Annotated in this window: 20 protein-coding genes; 10 read left to right on the top strand and 10 right to left on the bottom strand. The window is 62.8% G+C overall.

Features of this window, described 5'->3' with window-relative positions; genetic code table 11:
• Positions 1-123: 123 nt before the first annotated feature.
• Entirely contained in the window at positions 124-2,964 is a 2,841-nt protein-coding gene (locus AC07W0_RS14415; RefSeq protein WP_102617859.1) for a class I adenylate cyclase, read from the top strand.
• Here AC07W0_RS14415 and rnk read toward each other — a convergent pair.
• The 3 genes from rnk to cyaY all read right to left on the bottom strand — a co-directional run bounded on the left by rnk (position 2,961) and on the right by cyaY (position 4,071).
• Positions 2,961-3,371 (bottom strand): nucleoside diphosphate kinase regulator, encoded by a 411-nt coding sequence (gene rnk, locus AC07W0_RS14410; protein ID WP_017845167.1) that lies wholly within the window; start codon positions 3,369-3,371, stop codon positions 2,961-2,963. The genes AC07W0_RS14415 and rnk overlap by 4 nt on opposite strands.
• Before the next feature lie 131 nt (positions 3,372-3,502).
• Positions 3,503-3,721 (bottom strand): DUF1289 domain-containing protein, encoded by a 219-nt coding sequence (locus AC07W0_RS14405; protein ID WP_026139803.1) that lies wholly within the window; start codon positions 3,719-3,721, stop codon positions 3,503-3,505.
• 2 nt (positions 3,722-3,723) lie between these two features.
• Entirely contained in the window at positions 3,724-4,071 is a 348-nt protein-coding gene (cyaY, locus tag AC07W0_RS14400) for an iron donor protein CyaY (RefSeq protein WP_017845168.1), read from the bottom strand.
• A gap of 238 nt (positions 4,072-4,309) precedes the next feature.
• Between cyaY and lptM the strand changes: the two genes are divergently transcribed.
• From lptM to AC07W0_RS14370, 6 genes are read left to right on the top strand one after another with little or no spacing between them, the layout of a single operon-like run.
• Entirely contained in the window at positions 4,310-4,477 is a 168-nt protein-coding gene (gene lptM / locus AC07W0_RS14395; protein WP_017845169.1) for an LPS translocon maturation chaperone LptM, read from the top strand.
• 9 nt (positions 4,478-4,486) lie between these two features.
• Positions 4,487-5,734, top strand: coding sequence for a diaminopimelate decarboxylase (gene lysA, locus AC07W0_RS14390; RefSeq protein WP_017845170.1), 1,248 nt, complete (start codon positions 4,487-4,489; stop codon positions 5,732-5,734).
• A 3-nt stretch (positions 5,735-5,737) separates the two neighbouring features.
• Positions 5,738-6,568 (top strand): diaminopimelate epimerase, encoded by an 831-nt coding sequence (gene dapF / locus AC07W0_RS14385; protein ID WP_017845171.1) that lies wholly within the window; start codon positions 5,738-5,740, stop codon positions 6,566-6,568.
• Positions 6,569-6,581: 13 nt separating this feature from the next.
• The gene (locus tag AC07W0_RS14380) at positions 6,582-7,298 is read left to right on the top strand and encodes a DUF484 family protein (RefSeq protein ID WP_017845172.1); all 717 of its coding nucleotides are present in this window, start codon (positions 6,582-6,584) and stop codon (positions 7,296-7,298) included.
• Between the two features lie 2 nt (positions 7,299-7,300).
• Entirely contained in the window at positions 7,301-8,200 is a 900-nt protein-coding gene (gene xerC, locus AC07W0_RS14375; RefSeq protein ID WP_046381665.1) for a tyrosine recombinase XerC, read from the top strand.
• Positions 8,197-8,892, top strand: a complete 696-nt coding sequence (locus tag AC07W0_RS14370) for an HAD family hydrolase (protein ID WP_102617843.1) — start codon at positions 8,197-8,199, stop codon at positions 8,890-8,892. The genes xerC and AC07W0_RS14370 overlap by 4 nt, the downstream gene beginning before the upstream one ends.
• Before the next feature lie 109 nt (positions 8,893-9,001).
• On the opposite strand, the gene sutA is transcribed toward AC07W0_RS14370, so the two are convergent.
• The 4 genes from sutA to glnK all read right to left on the bottom strand — a co-directional run bounded on the left by sutA (position 9,002) and on the right by glnK (position 11,779).
• Positions 9,002-9,328: a dormancy-specific transcriptional regulator SutA gene (sutA, locus tag AC07W0_RS14365; protein ID WP_017845175.1), complete on the bottom strand. Its 327-nt coding sequence runs from the start codon at positions 9,326-9,328 to the stop codon at positions 9,002-9,004.
• Between the two features lie 103 nt (positions 9,329-9,431).
• Positions 9,432-9,857: a secondary thiamine-phosphate synthase enzyme YjbQ gene (locus AC07W0_RS14360; RefSeq protein ID WP_017845176.1), complete on the bottom strand. Its 426-nt coding sequence runs from the start codon at positions 9,855-9,857 to the stop codon at positions 9,432-9,434.
• A 212-nt stretch (positions 9,858-10,069) separates the two neighbouring features.
• Positions 10,070-11,407: an ammonium transporter gene (locus AC07W0_RS14355; RefSeq protein WP_017845177.1), complete on the bottom strand. Its 1,338-nt coding sequence runs from the start codon at positions 11,405-11,407 to the stop codon at positions 10,070-10,072.
• A gap of 33 nt (positions 11,408-11,440) precedes the next feature.
• Positions 11,441-11,779 (bottom strand): P-II family nitrogen regulator, encoded by a 339-nt coding sequence (glnK, locus tag AC07W0_RS14350; protein WP_002555808.1) that lies wholly within the window; start codon positions 11,777-11,779, stop codon positions 11,441-11,443.
• A 422-nt stretch (positions 11,780-12,201) separates the two neighbouring features.
• Between glnK and AC07W0_RS14345 the strand changes: the two genes are divergently transcribed.
• Both AC07W0_RS14345 and AC07W0_RS14340 read left to right on the top strand, forming a co-directional pair.
• Positions 12,202-12,465, top strand: a complete 264-nt coding sequence (locus AC07W0_RS14345) for an accessory factor UbiK family protein (protein ID WP_017845178.1) — start codon at positions 12,202-12,204, stop codon at positions 12,463-12,465.
• 209 nt (positions 12,466-12,674) lie between these two features.
• Entirely contained in the window at positions 12,675-14,192 is a 1,518-nt protein-coding gene (locus tag AC07W0_RS14340) for a YifB family Mg chelatase-like AAA ATPase (RefSeq protein ID WP_102617844.1), read from the top strand.
• A 10-nt stretch (positions 14,193-14,202) separates the two neighbouring features.
• Here AC07W0_RS14340 and glyA read toward each other — a convergent pair whose 3' ends face one another.
• Genes glyA through AC07W0_RS14325 form a run of 3 tightly spaced genes read right to left on the bottom strand, consistent with a single transcriptional unit; the run spans position 14,203 to position 17,547 of the window.
• Positions 14,203-15,468 (bottom strand): serine hydroxymethyltransferase, encoded by a 1,266-nt coding sequence (gene glyA, locus AC07W0_RS14335; RefSeq protein WP_102617845.1) that lies wholly within the window; start codon positions 15,466-15,468, stop codon positions 14,203-14,205.
• A 25-nt stretch (positions 15,469-15,493) separates the two neighbouring features.
• On the bottom strand, positions 15,494-16,309 hold the full coding sequence (locus AC07W0_RS14330; RefSeq protein ID WP_102617846.1) for a YggS family pyridoxal phosphate-dependent enzyme: 816 nt from the start codon (positions 16,307-16,309) through the stop codon (positions 15,494-15,496).
• Positions 16,306-17,547, bottom strand: a complete 1,242-nt coding sequence (locus AC07W0_RS14325) for a benzoate/H(+) symporter BenE family transporter (RefSeq protein ID WP_102617847.1) — start codon at positions 17,545-17,547, stop codon at positions 16,306-16,308. Before AC07W0_RS14325 ends, AC07W0_RS14330 begins: the two co-directional genes overlap by 4 nt.
• A 142-nt stretch (positions 17,548-17,689) precedes the next feature.
• Here AC07W0_RS14325 and pdxR point away from each other — a divergent pair, with 142 nt between their 5' ends.
• Positions 17,690-19,189, top strand: a complete 1,500-nt coding sequence (gene pdxR, locus AC07W0_RS14320; protein WP_079444921.1) for a MocR-like pyridoxine biosynthesis transcription factor PdxR — start codon at positions 17,690-17,692, stop codon at positions 19,187-19,189.
• Positions 19,190-19,205: the final 16 nt, after the last annotated feature.

The raw sequence follows: 19,205 nt of genomic DNA, 5'->3' as shown, positions 1-19,205 counted from the left end.
ATTGCCGTGAACCGGATAAAATTCTGACGCCAAAAACCGTTTCCCCTCTAAACCTCCTACGCTTCTGAATGTAAACTCCTACACGGCCGCCCATGTCGGGCCTTGCACGCCGCCGAGTTCGACATGACCCGCACCCATGAGATCCGCCCCGACCTGGACGAAGGCATCGACCGCAAGGTGCTGGCCCAACTGCGCGCGCGGTTCATGGCGCTTAACGCAGGGCGCATGGCCCGGGCTGTCGAAGGGCTGACGCCACGCCAGCAAAGCGTATTGACCCTGCTGCCGCTGTTTTTCCACGTCAATCACCCGCTGTTGCCCGGTTACGTGTCGGGCAGCACCCCGGCCGGGCTGTCGAATTTCGAACCCGACGCGCAGGCCCTGAACGAAGCCCAACGCCTGACCCGTTCGTTCTCCTACAAACCGCGCCACGGCAACCCGCCGCAGCCGATCCATGGCCTGTTCCTGATGGGCAGCCTCGGCACATTGGCCCAAGCCGACCAGAGCGACATGGACGTGTGGGTATGCCACGCCCCCGACCTGAGCGACAACGAACTGGTCGAGCTGCGCAAGAAATGCCAGTTACTGGAAGCCTGGGCCCAGAGCATGGGCGCCGAGGCGCACTTCTTCCTGATCGAGCCGAGCCGGTTTGTCTTGGGCGAACGCGACACGCAACTGAGCTCCGACGACTGCGGCACCACCCAGCATTATCTGTTGCTGGATGAGTTCTATCGCACCGCCATCTGGCTCGCCGGTCGCACGCCGATCTGGTGGCTGGTGCCGGTGTATGAAGAAGTGCGCTACGCCGAGTTCACCCACACACTGATTTCCAAACGCTTTATCCGCGCCGATGAAACCCTCGACCTCGGCCACCTGGCGCGCATCCCGCCCGGCGAGTTCATTGGCGCCGGGCTGTGGCAATTGTTCAAGGGCATCGAATCGCCCTACAAGTCGCTGCTCAAGCTGCTGTTGACCGAGGTCTACGCCAGCGAGCACCCGAATGTGCAGTGCCTGAGCCTGCGCTTCAAACGGGCGGTGTTCGCCAACCGGATGGACCTGGACGAGCTGGACCCTTACGTCGTGGTCTACCGGCGCATCGAGGAATACCTCAACGCGCGCAACGAGCCGGAACGCCTGGAACTGGTACGGCGCGCGCTGTACTTGAAGGTCAACCGCAAGCTCAGCGCCGGCCAGCGCACCGTCGGCTGGCAGCGCCTGTTGCTGGAACGCCTGGCCCATGAATGGGGTTGGGACCAGCGCCAACTGGCGCTGCTCGACAGCCGCAGCCAATGGAAAGTACGCCAGGTGGCCTCCGAGCGCCGCGCCCTGGTCAATGAGCTGAACTACAGCTATCGCTTCCTGACCCAGTTCGCCCGCACCGAACAGACCGTCAGCCTGATCAACAAGCGCGACCTCAATGTGCTTGGCCGTCGCTTGTACGCGGCGTTTGAACGCAAGGCCGGCAAGGTCGAATTCATCAACCCCGGCATCGCCCCGGACCTGGCCGAAGACACCCTGACCCTGGTGCAATCGGCCAACCGCAAGGAACCGGGCCAGCATCATTGGGGCCTGTACAACGGCAACCTCACCGCCCTGGAATCGGAGCACTTCGCGCCGATCAAGCGCAGCCGCGACCTGCTGGAAATGCTCACCTGGTGTCACCGCAACGGCGTGATCGACAGCAGCACGCGCCTGGCGCTGCACCCAGGCGTCAGCGACATGACCGAATTCGAACTGTTCAACCTGCTGGGCAGCCTGCAACAGACCATCGCCCTGCCCCTGGCCAGCGTCGATGAAGAGCGCCTGCTGCGCTCGGCGGTGCCGGAAGAAGTGCTGTTGCTGATCAACGTCGGCGTCGACCCGCTCAAGCACCATCGCGACCTGAACATCCTGATGACCACCGAGCGCACCGACTCCCTGAGTTACGCCGGCGTGCGCGAAAACCTGGTGCTGACCCTCGACCAGGTCACGCTCAACAGCTGGAACGAGGTGATGGTCAGCCGCTACGACGGTCCCCATGCCCTGCTCGACTGCCTGCGCGACTACCTCAACCAGTTGCCGTCGGACCACCTGCCACGCCTGCGGGTGCGCTGCTTCTGCCACAACCGCGCACAGTTCATTGCCCAGCGCGTGGAAGACATCTTCGACACCGCGCAGAACCTGCTGCTGGGCCAGGGCAACCATCGCTACTTGCTGCAGGTGCAGCAGCACTATCACGTGATGGAGCTGATGCCCGGCCAGGCCACCCACGTCTCACTGGCGACCCAGGACGCGCTGATCGCCTACCTCAGAGAAGAACTGGCCAGCTACAGCCCGTTGCACCTGGACGCCATGGCCCTGGAAGACCACGACCTGGCGCTGCTGCTGCCGATGGGCATGGCCGAATGCGTGCAGGTGTTTTACCGGGTCAACGAAGGCTTCGCCGAGCTGTATGTGCTGGATGAGTTCAACGCGCTCTGGCAGCAACGCTTGCCGTTCCATGATGAACAGAGCCTGCTGGCGCCGTTGCAGCGTTTTCTGCAGTCGATCATCTATCGCCGGGACGCGCTGTCGCCCCTGGACCCGCAAGAACCGCTGGGCGCGGTGCAAACCTTGTATTACCAACTGTTGCCGTCGGGCAGCAATCGCGCACGCGGTATCGAGCCCCGGCCGGCCCCGCAAAACCCGGCCAACAAGCCGTTTTATGACGTGCAGGCGATTATCGGCAAGGCGGCGCCGGGCCAGGTGGGGATCACCCTGTACTGCAATCAGCGGGAGTTTTCCGAACTGGAGTTTGGCGACCAGCTGTTTGCAGTGGTCGCCCGGGAGATCGTCGGGCAGCGCCGCGAAACCGAGCGCTACCGCTGCTATATCACTGATCTGGATCTGTCGGGCCTGCTCGGCGACGTACAAAGCCCGAGCAATCTGTACCTGCGTTACAAAGCCGAGCTGGAACAGGCGCTCAATGACGCACTGAAGCAGATTTAAAGCGAGAAGGCGCCGCCGTCTTTGGGCTGGCCTTCAACACTGAGCAGTTCGAGCTTGAGGGTCTTGCCGCCGGGTGCCGGCCAGTCGATGTGCTGACCCACTTTCAGGCCGAGCAACGCGCTGCCCACCGGCGCCAGGATCGAAATCTTGCCCGCGTCGGCATTCGCATCCTTGGGGTAAACCAGGGTCAGGTGATAGTCCTTGCCGCTGCCTTGCTCGCGGCAATGCACGCTGGAGTTCATGGTCACGACGCTTGCAGGCACTTCATCGTGGCCAACCACTTCTTCGGCGCGGTCGAGTTCGTGCTGCAGGGCTTCTACGCCTGGCGAATTCTCGCCGACACGGTCGATCAGTTGCTCAAGACGCTGCACGTCGAGACGGGTAAGAATGATGGAAGGTGCGGTCATGATTCAGGCAGACTCCTTTTTTCTGCACAAAAAAGCAAAACCCCGCCAGGAAAAGGCGGGGTTCTCACGGACCTCGATGAGTTGAGGTGTACCCGGACACTACCACAGCACCGTAAATAAACAAGACGGGCTCAAGGCCCGACTTTGCGCCGCTCGGCCTGGGCCACGATCACGCGTCGCCGCTGATCATCGGCGGAGCGCCATTCACGGATGTCTTCCACATGGCGAAAGCAGCCAAGGCAGACTTTTGCCTCGTCCAGCCGACACAAACTGATACAAGGTGACGGCACCGCCGGGCTGACATTACTGAACAACGGCTTGGGCGGACGCACGATTGCAGGCTGGCTCACAATCAATTCTCGTCGGGGTTCAGCTCATCGAAGCCGAGCTCGACGCCGGCTTGTTCCTGAACCAGCCGCGCGAGCATTTCGCTGAGCAGCTCATCGCTGGTATCGCACTGCCAATTGCGGTCTTCTTCGTTGTAATCGAAGTGAAAACCACCGGAACGTGCCGCCAGCCACAGTTGGCGCAACGGTTCCTGGCGACTGAAGATCAGTTGAGTGCCGTTCTCGAACTTGACGGTCAGCACCCCGGCCGAGCTTTCCAGGTCCACATCCAGGCCGCTGTCGTCGAAAATATCTTCCAGCGCGTTCTGGGTCGAATCCACCAGGTCGTGAAAACGGGCTTCGGTCAAACTCATTGCGGCAACCTCAAAAGTGTCTGGTTTTGCTCAAGCGCCGCACGATACGGACGCGCTCCGCCGATTGCAAAGGATACCGAGTTCATTACCGATGGCGGTAAGAAATATCCCTGACTAGCGTAGCCAGCTTCGCAGTTATGTCGGCAAACCCCCGCCGGACGGGTATTCCGGCGCATAGGCAAGCTGGCGGGTGGTCGGTATACTCGGGCGCAATTAATGCATATTCAAGGATTTCGCCATGAAGCGCCTGATCTCTTCCCTTGCTGCGCTCGTCGCGGTCGCTTGCCTCGTTAGTGCCTGTGGTCAAAAAGGCCCGCTGTATCTGCCCGATGACAGCAAAGACCCGAATGAACAGGCGCAATCGTCGCAAAAGCCTGCCAAAGCGCATAAGCACGACACTTACTAAGGGAACCCCATGGACGCTTTTAACTACCGGAACGGCGAGCTGTTCGCGGAAGGCGTGGCGCTGTCCGCAATTGCCGAGCGCTTTGGCACCCCGACCTATGTGTACTCGCGCGCGCATATCGAAGCCCAATATCGCTCTTTCACCGACCCGTTGAACGGCGTGCCGCACCTGGTGTGCTACGCGGTCAAGGCCAACTCCAACCTGGGCGTGCTCAATGTCCTGGCGCGTCTGGGCGCCGGTTTCGACATCGTCTCCCGCGGCGAGCTGGAACGTGTCCTGGCGGCTGGCGGCCAGGCTGACAAGATCGTCTTCTCCGGCGTCGGCAAGAGCCGCGAAGACATGCGCCGTGCCCTGGAAGTCGGCGTGCATTGCTTCAACGTCGAATCCACCGACGAGCTGGAGCGCCTGCAAGTGGTCGCCGCCGAGATGGGCGTTCGCGCGCCGATTTCCCTGCGCGTCAACCCGGACGTCGACGCTGGCACCCACCCGTACATTTCCACCGGCCTGAAAGAGAACAAGTTCGGCATCGCCATCGCCGACGCCGAGGACGTGTACATCCGCGCCGCCCAATTGCCGAACCTGGAAGTGCTGGGTGTCGACTGCCATATCGGCTCGCAACTGACCACCCTGCCGCCGTTTCTGGATGCCCTCGACCGTCTGCTGGCGCTGACCGACCGCCTCGGCGAGTGCGGCATCTACCTGCAGCACATCGACCTCGGTGGCGGCGTGGGCGTGCAGTACCGCGATGAAGAGCCACCGCTGATCGGCGACTACATCAAGGCCGTGCGCGAACGCCTGGAAGGCCGCGACCTGACGCTGATGTTCGAGCCGGGCCGCTACATCGTCGCCAATGCCGGCGTGCTGCTGACCCAGGTCGAGTACCTCAAGCACACCGAATACAAGGATTTCGCCATCGTCGATGCGGCGATGAACGACCTGATCCGCCCGGCGCTGTACCAGGCCTGGATGAATGTCACCGCCGTAACGCCTCGCGACAGCGCAGCGCGCGCCTATGACGTCGTCGGCCCGATCTGCGAAACCGGCGACTTCCTGGCCAAGGATCGTCAGTTGGCCCTGGAAGAAGGCGACCTGCTGGCCATTCATTCGGCCGGTGCCTACGGGTTTGTCATGAGTTCCAACTACAACACCCGCGGGCGTGCCGCCGAGGTGCTGGTGGACGGTGATCAAGCGTTTGAAGTGCGTCGCCGCGAGACGGTAGCCGAGTTGTATGCTGGCGAAAGCCTGCTGCCGGAGTAAGCCATGCTGCTGCGTTTTACCAAGATGCACGGGCTGGGCAATGACTTCATGGTCCTTGACCTGGTCAGCCAGCACGCGCACATCCTGCCCAAGCACGCCAAACAGTGGGGCGACCGTCATACCGGCATCGGCTTCGACCAGTTGCTGATCGTTGAGGCGCCGAGCAACCCGGAGGTGGATTTCCGTTACCGGATCTTCAACTCCGACGGTTCCGAAGTGGAACAGTGCGGCAACGGTGCGCGCTGCTTCGCCCGCTTTGTGCTGGACAAGCGCCTGACCGCCAAGCGGCAGATTCGTGTCGAGACCAAGAGCGGCGTGATCGAGCTGGATGTCCGCAGCGACGGCCAGATCAGCGTCAACATGGGCGCGCCACGCCTGGTGCCGGCGGATATTCCGTTCCAGGCCACCGAGCAGGCCACCCACTACACCGTCGATGTCGACGGCCAGGCTGTCGAACTGGCGGCGGTGTCCATGGGCAACCCCCATGCGGTGCTGCGGGTCGACGACATCAATAATGCGCCGGTGCACGAGCTGGGGCCGAAGATCGAACATCACCCGCGCTTTCCGGCACGGGTCAATGTGGGCTTCCTGCAGGTGATCGACCGCTCCCGCGCGCAATTGCGCGTATGGGAACGCGGCGCTGGCGAAACCCAGGCCTGCGGCACCGGTGCTTGCGCCGCTGCCGTGGCCGCGATCAGCCAGGGGTGGATGGATTCGCCGCTGCTGATCGACCTGCCCGGCGGACGTTTGTCCATCGAATGGGCAGGCCCCGGCCACCCGGTGATGATGACCGGGCCGGCCACGCGCGTATACGAAGGACAGGTCCGTCTATGAGTGAGCCAAGCAAATGACCGATAAGCCTCAAGTACCCGCACAAGCATCCCCGAGCGAAAGTCTGGAGGCCGCTGCCGTCGCGGCGTACCTTGAGGCTAACCCGGACTTCTTCGTCGAACACGAAGAACTGCTGCCAGCCCTGCGCATCCCCCACCAGCGTGGCGATACCGTGTCGCTGGTGGAGCGGCAGATGAAGATCCTGCGCGAGCGCAACATCGAAATGCGCCATCGGCTCTCGCACTTGATGGACGTCGCCCGCGATAACGACCGCCTGTTCGACAAGACCCGTCGCCTGATTCTGACGCTGATGGACGCCACCAGCCTGGAAGAAACTGTGATCGCCGTGGAAGACAGCCTGCGCCAGGACTTCCAGGTGCCCTTCGTCAGCCTGATCCTGTTCAGCGACAACCCGATGCCGGTCGGGCGCTGGGTCAGCGGCGGCGAAGCGCAAACGGCGATCGGCGGCCTGCTTTCCGAAGGCAAGACCATCAGCGGCACCTTGCGCGAGCATGAACTGGACTTTTTGTTTGGCGCCGAGCAGCGTAAGCAGATCGGCTCGACCGCCGTGGTCGCCCTCAGCCATCAAGGCCTGCATGGGGTACTGGCCATCGCCAGCCGTGATCCTGCGCACTACAAAAGTTCGGTGGGCACGTTGTTCCTGACCTACATCGCCGAAGTGCTGGGCCGCGTATTACCGCGCTTCACCACCGCCCTGCGCGCGGTGCGCTGACCATGGAACGGCAACTGGACGCTTACTGCGCACACCTGCGCAGCGAGCGCCAGGTGTCGCCCCACACCCTGGAGGCCTACCGGCGGGACTTGAACAAGGTCCTGGCCTACTGCGAAAAGCAGCAGATCCCCAGCTGGAAGGCCTTGGACATCCAGGGCCTGCGCAGCCTGATCGCGCGCCTGCACCAGCAGGGCCAATCCTCGCGCAGCCTGGCGCGCCTGCTGTCGGCGGTGCGCGGCCTGTATCACTACCTCAACCGCGAAGGCCTGTGCGACCACGACCCGGCCAATGGGCTGGCCCCGCCCAAGGGCGAGCGGCGGCTGCCCAAGACCCTCGACACCGACCGCGCCCTGCAATTGCTCGATGGCGCCGTCGAGGACGACTTCCTGGCCCATCGTGACCAGGCGATCCTGGAGCTGTTCTATTCTTCGGGCCTGCGCCTGTCGGAACTGACCGGGCTGAACCTCGATCAGCTCGACCTCGCCGACGGCCTGGTGCAAGTGCTCGGCAAAGGCAGCAAGACCCGCGTGCTGCCGGTGGGCAGGAAGGCCCGGGAAGCGCTGCAACTGTGGCTGCCCCTGCGCGCACTGACCAACCCGGCGGACGACGCCGTATTCGTCAGCCAGCAGGGCCGGCGCCTGGGGCCGCGGGCGATTCAACTGCGGGTCAAGGCGGCCGGCGAGCGCGAGCTGGGGCAGAACCTGCATCCGCACATGCTGCGGCACTCGTTTGCCAGCCATTTGCTGGAGTCGTCCCAAGACCTGCGCGCGGTGCAGGAACTGCTCGGCCACTCTGATATCAAGACGACACAGATCTACACCCACCTGGACTTCCAACACCTGGCAACGGTGTACGACAGCGCCCATCCACGGGCCAAACGCATCAAGGGCGGCGACTCATGAGTATCAAGCTGATCACCTTCGACCTCGACGACACTCTCTGGGACAACGTCCCCGTCATCATCAGCGCCGAAGCGTCGATGCGCGAATGGCTGGCCACCCATGCCGCCAAGGTCGGCGAACTGCCCCTGGAACATTTCGCCAGTCTTCGCCAGCAGGTGCTGGAACGCCATCCCGAACTCAAGCACCGCATCAGCATGCTGCGCCACCGCGTACTGATGCACGCGTTTGAAGAGGCCGGTTATCCACAACCTGAAGCGACGGAAATGGCCGATGTGTGCTTTGAAGCGTTCATTCATGCGCGCCACCAGCTCACCGTATTCCCCGAAGCCGAGCCGATGCTGCAAGCGCTGCGCAAACACTTCCTGCTGGGCGTGATCACCAACGGTAACGCTGACGTACAGCGCGTCGGGTTGGCGGACTACTTCCACTTTGCGTTGCGCGCCGAAGACATCGGCATCGCCAAGCCGGATGCGCGGTTGTTTCAGGAAGCGCTGCAACGGGGCGGGGTGGATGCCAGCGCGGCGGTGCATATCGGCGATCACCCCGGTGACGACATCGCCGGAGCGCAACAGGCGGGGCTGCGTGCCGTGTGGTTCAACCCGGCAGGCAAGGTCTGGGAAGGGGATAAACTCCCGGATGCGCAGATTCGCAGCCTGACGGAACTGCCTCCGTTGCTCAAAAGCTGGCAGTAAGTGGGAGGGGGTTTGCCTATATTGGCAGGCGGTGAGTCGTAGGAATTTGTTTCAGGCATGAAAAAGCCCGCAGCGACGGCGGGCTTTTCCAGCAAGCCAGAAGCAGACCTCAGATAGGTCGGCTGCCGTACTTGTTATCCGGCTTCTTGGGTGGATCTGCTACCACGTTGGCCTCGACTTCCTGCACTTTGCCGCCTTTAGCGAGGAATTCCTCCATCGCACGGGCCAGCGCGTCGCGCTCTTTGTTCTTGGCTTCAACACTTGGCAGCTCATCGACCGAAACAGCGGCCTTGGCTTTGCCTTTGGCAGCCGGAACAGGAACGTCATCGCCACCGTCGTCGTCAGCAACGTCTTCCGCTGCCGCCTCAAGACCTTCTTCGGTGTCGTCTTCGTCGCCTACTTCCAGTTCGTCGTTTTCCAGATCATCGTCGCTCATGTTCTACCTCATGACTTGCGAAAAGCAGATTAGTTATAGCCCAGCTTCACCATCTGTCGAAGGTCGCCGGAAAAAAATCAACATCCACCGGATAACCAGTGGCTTATGCCCCATCACCGTGCAAAGTGGCGAGGACTTTACGAGCACCGCCATGATCACGGTGCTCGCCCAGATAAACACCTTGCCAGGTCCCCATCGCCAAGCGGCCGGCCTTGACCGGCAAACTCAGCTGGCAACCCAGGAGACTGGCCTTGAAGTGCGCCGGCAGATCGTCCGGGCCTTCGTCGTTGTGTTCGAACCCGGCTCGGCCTTGCGGCACCAGCGAGTTGAAAAAACGCTCGAAGTCACGACGAACCGCCGGATCGGCATTCTCGTTGATGGTCAACGAGGCCGAGGTATGCTGCAACCACAGATGCAACAGGCCCACGCGACACGCCTTCAATTCAGGCAAACCGGCAAGCAACTCGTCGGTTACCAGGTGAAAGCCCCGGGGCTTGGCCCGCAGGGTAATCAGGGTCTGTTGCCACATACAGTTCTCCGCCCATCGGCGCGCATTCTAGCGCGCTCTGGGAAAAAACAAAGTGTCGAATACGCCTACATGCCTGTAAGACATTCGCACCCGGAAAAGTGCCGTGTGAGCGCCATCATCCACGCGACGCAAAAACCCGGCATCCCGCGTCATGAGTGACAAACACCAGACAAAAAAATGCCCGGCAAGCCGGGCATGTTTTTTTCGCCTACTTACAAGTTGTAGCCGCGTTCGTTGTGTTGTGCCAGGTCGAGGCCGACAGCCTCTTCTTCGTCGGTAACCCGCAGGCCCATGACCATATCCAGCACCTTGAGGATGATGAAGGTCACGATGGCGGTGTAGATCACAGTGAAGCCGACGCCTTTGCACTGAATCCAGACTTGGGCCGCCACGTCAGTCACGGTGCCGAAGCCGCCCAGGGCTGGGGCTGCGAAAACGCCCGTGAGGATCGCACCGACGATGCCACCGATACCGTGTACGCCGAACGCATCCAGGGAGTCGTCATAGCCCAGCTTGCGCTTGAGGCTGGTGGCGCAGAAGAAGCAGATCACACCGGCAACCAGGCCGATCACCAGAGCGCCCATCGGGCCCACGGTGCCTGCCGCAGGCGTGACGGCGACCAGGCCAGCCACCACACCCGAGGCGATGCCCAGGGCACTTGGCTTACCGTGGGTGATCCACTCGGCGAACATCCAGCCCAGCGCCGCAGCAGCTGTAGCGATCTGGGTCACCAGCATCGCCATACCGGCAGTGCCGTTGGCCGCAGCAGCGGAGCCGGCGTTGAAGCCGAACCAACCGACCCACAGCATGGCCGCACCGACCAAGGTGTAACCCAGGTTGTGAGGGGCCATCGGGGTAGTCGGGTAGCCTTTACGCTTGCCAAGCACGATGCACGCCACCAGACCAGCCACACCCGCGTTGATATGCACCACGGTGCCACCAGCGAAGTCCAGCACGCCCCAGTCCCACAGCAGGCCACCATTGCCGCTCCAGACCATGTGTGCGATCGGCGCGTAAACCAGGGTGAACCAGATAGCCATGAAGATCAGCATCGCGGAGAACTTCATGCGCTCGGCGAACGCACCGACGATCAGCGCCGGGGTGATGATGGCGAAGGTCATCTGGAAGGTGACGAACACCGCTTCCGGAAACAGCGCCGCAGGCCCGGTGATGCTGGCCGGGGTTACGCCCGCCAGGAACGCCTTGCCCATGCCGCCAAAGAAGGAGTTGAAGTTTACAACGCCCTGCTCCATGCCGGTCGTGTCAAACGCGATGCTGTAACCGTAGATGACCCACAGAATGCTGATCAGGCCAGTGATGGCAAAACACTGCATCATCACCGACAGAATGTTTTTCGAGCGAACCATACCGCCGTAGAACAGCGCCAGGCCGGGAATGGTCATGAATAGCACCAGCGCGGTGGATGTCAGCATCCACGCGGTGTCGCCGGAATTGAGGACTGGAGCAGCCACTTCGTCTGCCGCCATGGCCAGGCTTGGCATTACGATGGACAACAGGGCTCCGAGCCCTGCGAATTTACGCAGAGTCATATTGTTTTCTCCTGGGGCGTTGGGTTTGGCGGCTTAGATTGCGTCGGTATCGGTTTCGCCGGTACGGATGCGAATAGCCTGTTCCAGATTGACCACAAAGATCTTGCCGTCACCGATCTTGCCGGTGTTGGCGGCCTTGGTTATCGCCTCGATAACCCGATCAAGATCCTTGTCGTCAATGGCGACATCAATCTTCACCTTCGGCAGGAAATCAACCACGTATTCCGCGCCGCGATACAGCTCGGTGTGACCCTTCTGCCGCCCGAAGCCTTTGACCTCAGTAACGGTAATGCCCTGCACGCCGATTTCGGACAACGACTCGCGTACATCGTCCAACTTGAACGGCTTGATGATGGCAGTGACTAGCTTCATGAAAACTCTCTCCCGAATTGGTGGACTTGCCCCAGGAAAACAAACCCGTCTCAAGTCTAAGCGCAGCGCCTGGCTTTGTAACGCATCGTCGCAAGAGCAGTTGCCATTGCGACGCCAGCGAACCACTGGTGACGAAACCTGTACCCCTGATCCGTCGGCGCACTGCATTCGTCACAGCGACTGCATCAGTGCATGGGTCATGTTCGTCTAAGCAGAAACCTTGCCAGCTCCGTAAAAACCACTGAAATCAGTCCCTTGCCCACTTATGCCCACCTGCGGGGCTTTTTGGCGGGGTGATTGCGCACGAAAACGGTGCGCTACCGCCCGACACCCTGCGCGAAAAGCGTGCGCCCGAGGTCGTGAAAATGACTATAGACGCTGCGTGTTACACTGCCCGCCAACAGTTTTCCGGAATATTTCCCATGCTCGCGCCCAAAGACCTCCTCGACGCCCTGAGCGGCCATGCCTCCCGCCTGTTCAGCGGCGAGACCCCACTGCCCCGCAATGAAATCGAAAGCCAGTTCAAGGCCTTGCTGCAAAGCGGCTTCAGCAAGCTCGACCTGGTCAGCCGGGAAGAATTCGACAGCCAAATGGTGGTGCTGGCCCGCACCCGAGCACGCCTGGAAAGCCTGGAGGCGAAAGTGGCGGAGCTGGAAGCGCGGTTGACCCCGGCAGCCTCCGAATAACCCCCGACCAATGTAGGAGCTGGCTTGCCTGCGATGGAATCACCTCGGTCCCTCTGATACGCCTGACCTATCGCAGGCAAGCCGGCGCTCCCACCTGTTCTGCGTCACTCTGCGGATACGTTCTGTAAAACCTCCCGCGTCCCGCTCTACCCCACCTCGTCTACCCTTGAAAAACCGCAGGAAGCGGTCCGCCCTTTCAAGGAATGAGCATGTCCCTCGCCATCGTCCACAGTCGCGCCCAGATCGGCGTCGAAGCCCCTGCCGTCAGCGTCGAAGTACACATGGCCAATGGTCTGCCATCGCTCACCCTGGTGGGTTTGCCGGAAACCGCCGTCAAGGAAAGCAAGGACCGCGTGCGCAGTGCCATCCTCAACTCCGCGCTGCAATACCCGTCCCGCCGCATCACCCTCAACCTCGCGCCCGCCGACCTGCCCAAGGACGGCGGGCGTTTTGACCTGGCGATAGCCCTCGGGATTCTCGCGGCGAGCGTGCAGGTGCCGACGCAGATGCTCGACGACGTGGAATGCCTGGGGGAATTGGCGCTATCGGGCGAGGTACGCGCAGTGAAAGGTGTGTTGCCGGCAGCGCTCGCGGCGCGCAAGGCCGGGCGCAGCGTGATCGTGCCCCGGGCGAATGCCGAAGAGGCCTGCCTGGCATCGGGGTTGAAGGTGATTGCGGTGGACCACCTGCTGCAGGTGGTGGCGCACCTGAATGGGCATGTGCCGATCGAGCCCTTCAAGTCTGACGGTTTGCTGTACTTGAACAAACCTTACCCGGACCTCAGCGAAGTCCAGGGCCAACTCGCCGCCAAACGCGCATTGCTGATCGCTGCGGCAGGCGCGCATAACCTGTTGTTCAGCGGCCCGCCCGGCACCGGCAAGACCTTGCTCGCCAGCCGCCTGCCGGGTTTGCTGCCACCGCTGAGTGAGCACGAAGCGCTGGAAGTGGCAGCGATTCAATCAGTGGTCAGCCTGGCGCCCCTGAGTCATTGGCCCCATCGGCCGTTTCGCCAGCCGCACCATTCGGCCTCCGGCCCGGCGCTGGTGGGTGGAGGGTCAAAGCCGCAACCGGGGGAAATCACCTTGGCCCACCATGGGGTGCTGTTCCTGGATGAGCTGCCGGAGTTTGATCGCAAGGTGCTGGAGGTTTTGCGCGAGCCACTGGAGTCGGGGCATATCGTGATCTCCCGCGCTCGCGACCGCGTGAGTTTCCCGGCGCGCTTTCAACTGGTCGCCGCAATGAACCCCTGCCCTTGCGGTTACATGGGCGACCCCAGCGCACGCTGTCGCTGTACGCCGGAGCAGGTCCAGCGCTATCGCAACAAACTCTCCGGGCCGTTGCTGGACCGGATCGACCTGCACCTGACCGTCGCTCGCGAAATCACCGCGCTGAACCCGGCCCCGCAGCCCGGCGACAACACGTCCACCGCCTCGGCACTGGTAGCCCAGGCCCGGGACCGCCAGCAACAGCGCCAGGGCTGCGCCAATGCGGTCCTCGACCTACCGGGGTTGCGCCAGCATTGCGCGCTGTCGAGGCCGGATGAAGCCTGGCTGGAAAGCGCCTGCGAGCGCCTGACCCTGTCCCTTCGCGCGGCCCACCGCCTGCTCAAGGTCGCCCGCACGCTGGCGGATCTGGAACACACAGACAGCATCCGCCGCAGCCACATTGCCGAAGCCCTGCAATACCGCCCCTCAGCCTCCAGTCAGGTCGACAGCGCCAACGTTTAGAAGGGAAAAGTCAGCGATAAACCGGGTGTCGGCGGCACAGCGCAATCACCTGTTCACGCACCTGCAGCGCAACGCTATCGCTCTCCCCGCGTTGCAGGGCGTCCAGGACATCGCACAGCCAAGCGGCCAGTTGCTCGCACTCGAACACGCCGAAACCGCGGGTGGTGACGGCCGGCGTGCCGATGCGCAGCCCCGAGGTGACAAAGGGGGAGCGCGGATCGTTGGGCACCGAATTCTTGTTGGCGGTGATGCCGGCGTTGCTCAAGGCCGCATCGGCGTCTTTGCCGGTGTAAGGCCGGTCGGACAGGTCGATCAACATCATGTGGTTATCGGTGCCACCCGAGACAATCCTGTAACCGCGCCGCTGCAACACGGCCGCCATGGCCCGGGCATTGACCACGACCTGGGCCTGGTAGGTTTTGAACTCGGGCCTCAAGGCTTCCTTGAAGGCCACCGCCTTGGCGGCAATCTGATGCATCAACGGCCCACCCTGAACACCCGGGAACACCGCCGAATCGAGTTTTTTGTAAAACGCTGCGTCCTGGCCCTTGGACAAAATCAACCCGCCTCGCGGGCCACGCAAGGTCTTGTGCGTGGTGCTGGTGACCACGTGGGCGTGCGGCAACGGGTCCGGGTACTCGCCAGCGGCGACCAAGCCGGCGACGTGAGCCATGTCGACCCAGAAAATCGCACCGACCTTGTCGGCAATCGCCCGCATGCGCGCCCAGTCTTTGTACCGCGAGTAGGCCGAAAACCCGCCGATCAGCATCTTCGGCCGCGTTTCCACAGCGATGCGCTCCATCTCGTCGTAGTCGAGCAAGCCCGTCTGCGGGTCAAGCCCGTAAGGCACGATGTGGTAATGCCGGCCCGAGAAGTTGGAGGGATTGCCGTGGGTCAGGTGGCCACCCTGGGCCAGGTTCATGCCCATCACCGTATCGCCGGGTTTGATCAAGGCCAGGAACACCGCGGCGTTTGCCTGGGCGCCCGCATGGGGCTGCACGTTGGCGTAATCGCAGTCGAACAGGGCCTTGACCCGTTCGATGGCCAGGCGCTCGGCCACATCGACGTATTCGCAGCCGCTGTAGTAGCGCTTGCCGGGGTAGCCCTCGGCGTATTTGTTGGTCAGTACCGTGCTCTGGAGACTCATGACCAGCGGGCTGGCGTAGTTTTCGGAAGCGATCAGCTCGACATGGTCTTCCTGACGGCGCTCCTCGTTATGAATCGCCTCACACAGCTGCGGGTCGAAGCTTTCAAGTGTCAATGTTGAGTCGTACATGATGAACAGGTCCTTGCTGAAAAAGTCAGGTCGTTGACGGTTGATCGGCGCTCGGCCAGTAGTAGTCATCCGGCATGGCGCGGGCGCCGAAGATGGCCTGGCCGACGCGGACAACGGTCGCGCCTTCCTCGATGGCAATCTCGAAATCCCCGGACATGCCCATCGACAATTCCTCCAGGCTGACGCCCGCCGGGGCGTGATCGCGCAGGCGCTCGCGCAGTTCGCGCAGCCGCACAAAGCACGGGCGCACGCGGGCCACATCGGCCGAAAACAGCGCCAGCGTCATCAGCCCGCGAACGCGCAAGGCCGGGAACGCTGGCAGGGCCTGCAGAAAACCCGCGACGGCGTGCGGTTCCAGGCCGTATTTGCTGGCTTCCCCGGAGGTATTCACCTGCACGAACACATCCAGTTGGCGCCCTTCGATCTGCAGGCGACGATCCAGCGCCTCGGCCACTCGCAGGCTGTCCAGCGCCTGGAACTCACTGGCAAAGCGCGCGACCTGCTTGGCTTTGTTGGTTTGCAGGTGGCCGATCACCGACCACTGCAGATCGGCCAGATCGCTCATGGCCTGCCATTTGCGCTGGGCTTCCTGCACCTTGTTCTCACCCAGCAGCCGACAGCCCGCCGCATACGCCAGGCGCAGGTGCGCCTCGTCAAAGGTTTTGCTGACCGGCAACAGGCGCACGTTCGCCGGGTCGCGTCCGACCCGCGCACAGGCACTGGCGATACGTTGCTGTACGGCCGCCAGATTGCGCCGGAAGTCCTCCACGCTGGTGGCCTGCGGGTAACGCCCGTGACGCGCATGCAGGGTGGCGCTGGCTGGCGGTTCGGCGCGCATCATTGGGCCGCTCCCTTGGCCGCCGCCACTGCCTCGGAAGCCGGCGCACGGCGCCGTGGCAAGCGGCCGTTGAGCAACGCATACGCAGCCAACCCGATCAACAACCCCCAAAACGCGCCGCCGATCCCGAGCAGGTTGATGTTGGCGGCGCACGCCAGAAAGGTGATCAGCGCGGCTTCACGCGACCTGACGTCCGCCATCGCGTTGGCCAGGCTGGCGCCGATGGTGCCCAGCAGGGCCAAGCCGGCCAGCGTGGTGATGAATGCCGGCGGGAACGCCATGAATACGGCGGCCAGCGTTACCCCGAACACCCCGACGAGGATGTAGAACACCCCAGCGGCAACCCCGGCGACCCAGCGCTTGGACGCGTCCTCCGAGGCTTCCTTGCCTGTGCAGATGGCCGCCGTGATCGCCGCGACGTTGAACGCGTGCGAGCCGAACGGCGCCATCAGCAGCGACCCCAACCCGGTCACCGTCAGGATCGGGTTGGCGCTGGTCTTGAAACCATCGTTGCGCAGCACCAGCATGCCCGGCATGTACTGGCCCGTGAGGGTGATCAGAAACAGCGGCAGCGCCACACTGAGCAACGCATTGAGCGAAAACTCGGGCCGGGTGAATACCGGCGCCGCCAGTTGCAGGGACAGGCCCGACAAGTCCACCCGCCCCTGCACCAGCAGGAATCCCAAGCCCAGCAGCAGAATGCCGACGACCGCGTAGCGCGCAGTAAAGCGCTTGAGCCCGACGTAAGCGGCGATCAACACGCCGACCAGCACCGGGTCGAGGCTCATGCCACCAAACGCGCCGATGCCGAACTGCAGCAGAATCCCCGCCAGCATGGCCGCCGCGATGCCCGGCGGAATCAGCCGGATGACTTTTTCGAAACAGCCGGACAGCCCCAGCAGCACAAACGCAGCGGCTGAAACCATGTACGCGCCGACCGCCTCGGCGTAAGGCGTGGCAGACAGCGCGACCACCAGAAACGCCGCAGCGGGGGTCGACCAGGCGGTGATGATCGGCTCACGGCTCACCCAACTGAGAAACAGCCCGGTCACCCCCACGCCGATCGATACCGACCAGACCCACGAAGCCGTCAGCTCGGGGCTGAGCCCGGCCACCTTGGCCGCCTGGAACACCAGAATGAACGTACCGCCATAATTGACGATGACTGAAATCAGCCCGGCCACGATGGGGTGCAACAGGTCGCGCGGGCGCAGCGGCGACGGCGATATTGACGAAGACATAGGGACTTTGCTCCTTGCCAAACGAGGGGTTGAGCCTCGCGTGATGGGTCATTGGCCGGCGTGAAGGCGGTGGCACAGGTGAAAGTCTACGGATAGACTGGCCTGCTATTACCGGCCAATTCTTCAGGGCGAGGCAGACCGCATGGCGAAATCCTTCGAGCTGGAAACCCTGCAGATGCGCCTCAACGACGCGCAATTCCAGCAGTTGGGCCTGCACCAGCGCATTCAACGCGCGCTGCGCGCCTTGATCCTCGACGGCGCACTCTCGCCGGGCCTGAAGCTGCCGGCGACGCGGGTGTTGGCCACGTCGTTGGGGGTCGCGCGCGACACGGTGGAGAACGCCTACGTGCAGTTGCACCGCGATGGTTTTATCGTGCGGCGCGAAGGCTCCGGCAGTTACGTGTGCGAGGCCATCGGCACCGAATTGCGCGGTGCCTCGCGCCGCCGCATCAAGGCGCAGGCCGTCAAAACCAGCCAGGCCGCACCGGGCGCCGGCTTGAGCCTGCGCGGGCGGATGATCCTCGACAGCGGCGGCGTGAACGATCAACAGGTGATCAAGGCATTCGCCACGGGCCTGCCCGAAACCCGCTCGTTCCCGACCGATGTGTGGGAGCGCCTGCAGCGCCAGGTGATGAAGGACTATCGCAGCAGCGTGCTGTTGCACGGTGACCCGCAAGGAGCCGAGTCGTTACGCAAAGCCATCGCGACGTACTTGAACCTTGAGCGTGGGGCGAAGTGCTCGCCCGACCAGGTCCTGGTGCTGAGCAGTACGCGCCAGGCGCTGTTTCTGTGTGCGCAACTGCTGGTGGACGTCGGCAAACCGATCCTGCTGGAAAACCCGGGCTACTACGGCGCCAGGAAGGCCTTCGAAACCGCCGAGGCCAAGGTCGTGCCCATCGATGTCGATGCGGCGGGCATCCGCACCGACCTGCTGCACGCCGACCGCAGCGGCGCCCATTGCGTGTATGTCACGCCGTCTCATCAATACCCGACCGGCGCCACGCTGACCCTGGAGCGGCGTCTGGAGTTGATCAACTGGGCCGCGGAAAAAGGCAAATGGGTCATCGAAGATGACTACGACAGCGAGTTCCACTACGAAGGCAAACCCACGGCCTGCGTGCAGGGCCTGGACAAGTACCAGCGCACGCTGTACCTCGGCACCTTCAGCAAGACCCTGTTCCCCGGCCTGCGCATGGGCTACATGGTGCTGCCCCCTGAACTGGTCAAGGCCTTCACCTATGCGCGCAGCATGATGGACGGCCACACTCCGCAAATCCTGCAACTGACGCTGGCGCGCTTCATGGAGGACGGGCATTACAACGCCCATGTCCGGGCGATGCGCAAACTCTACGCCGGGCGCCAAGCCATCATGCTCGACGCCATCGGCAAGTACCTCGGCGATGTGGTCACGGCATGCCGGCCCCAGGGCGGGCTGCAAATCCCTTGCGTGCTGCATGAGGGGTGGTCGGAAGAAAAAACCATCCGCCAGGCCGCCAGCGCGGGTGTGCAACTGTCCGGCCTCAGCCGGTTGTATGCCGGTGCGGCCACGCAACAGGGATGGTTATTGGGCTACTCGTCCTTGACCGCCCATGAAATCGAAACCGCCATGCAGCGCCTGGCTAACGCGCTCAAGGCACGCTAGCCGTTCCAGGCGCGCC

The organism is Pseudomonas sp. GW704-F2, from assembly GCF_059423025.1.
Note: the sequence above shows the minus strand (reverse complement) of the source record. Positions and strands in the feature narration are given on the sequence as shown.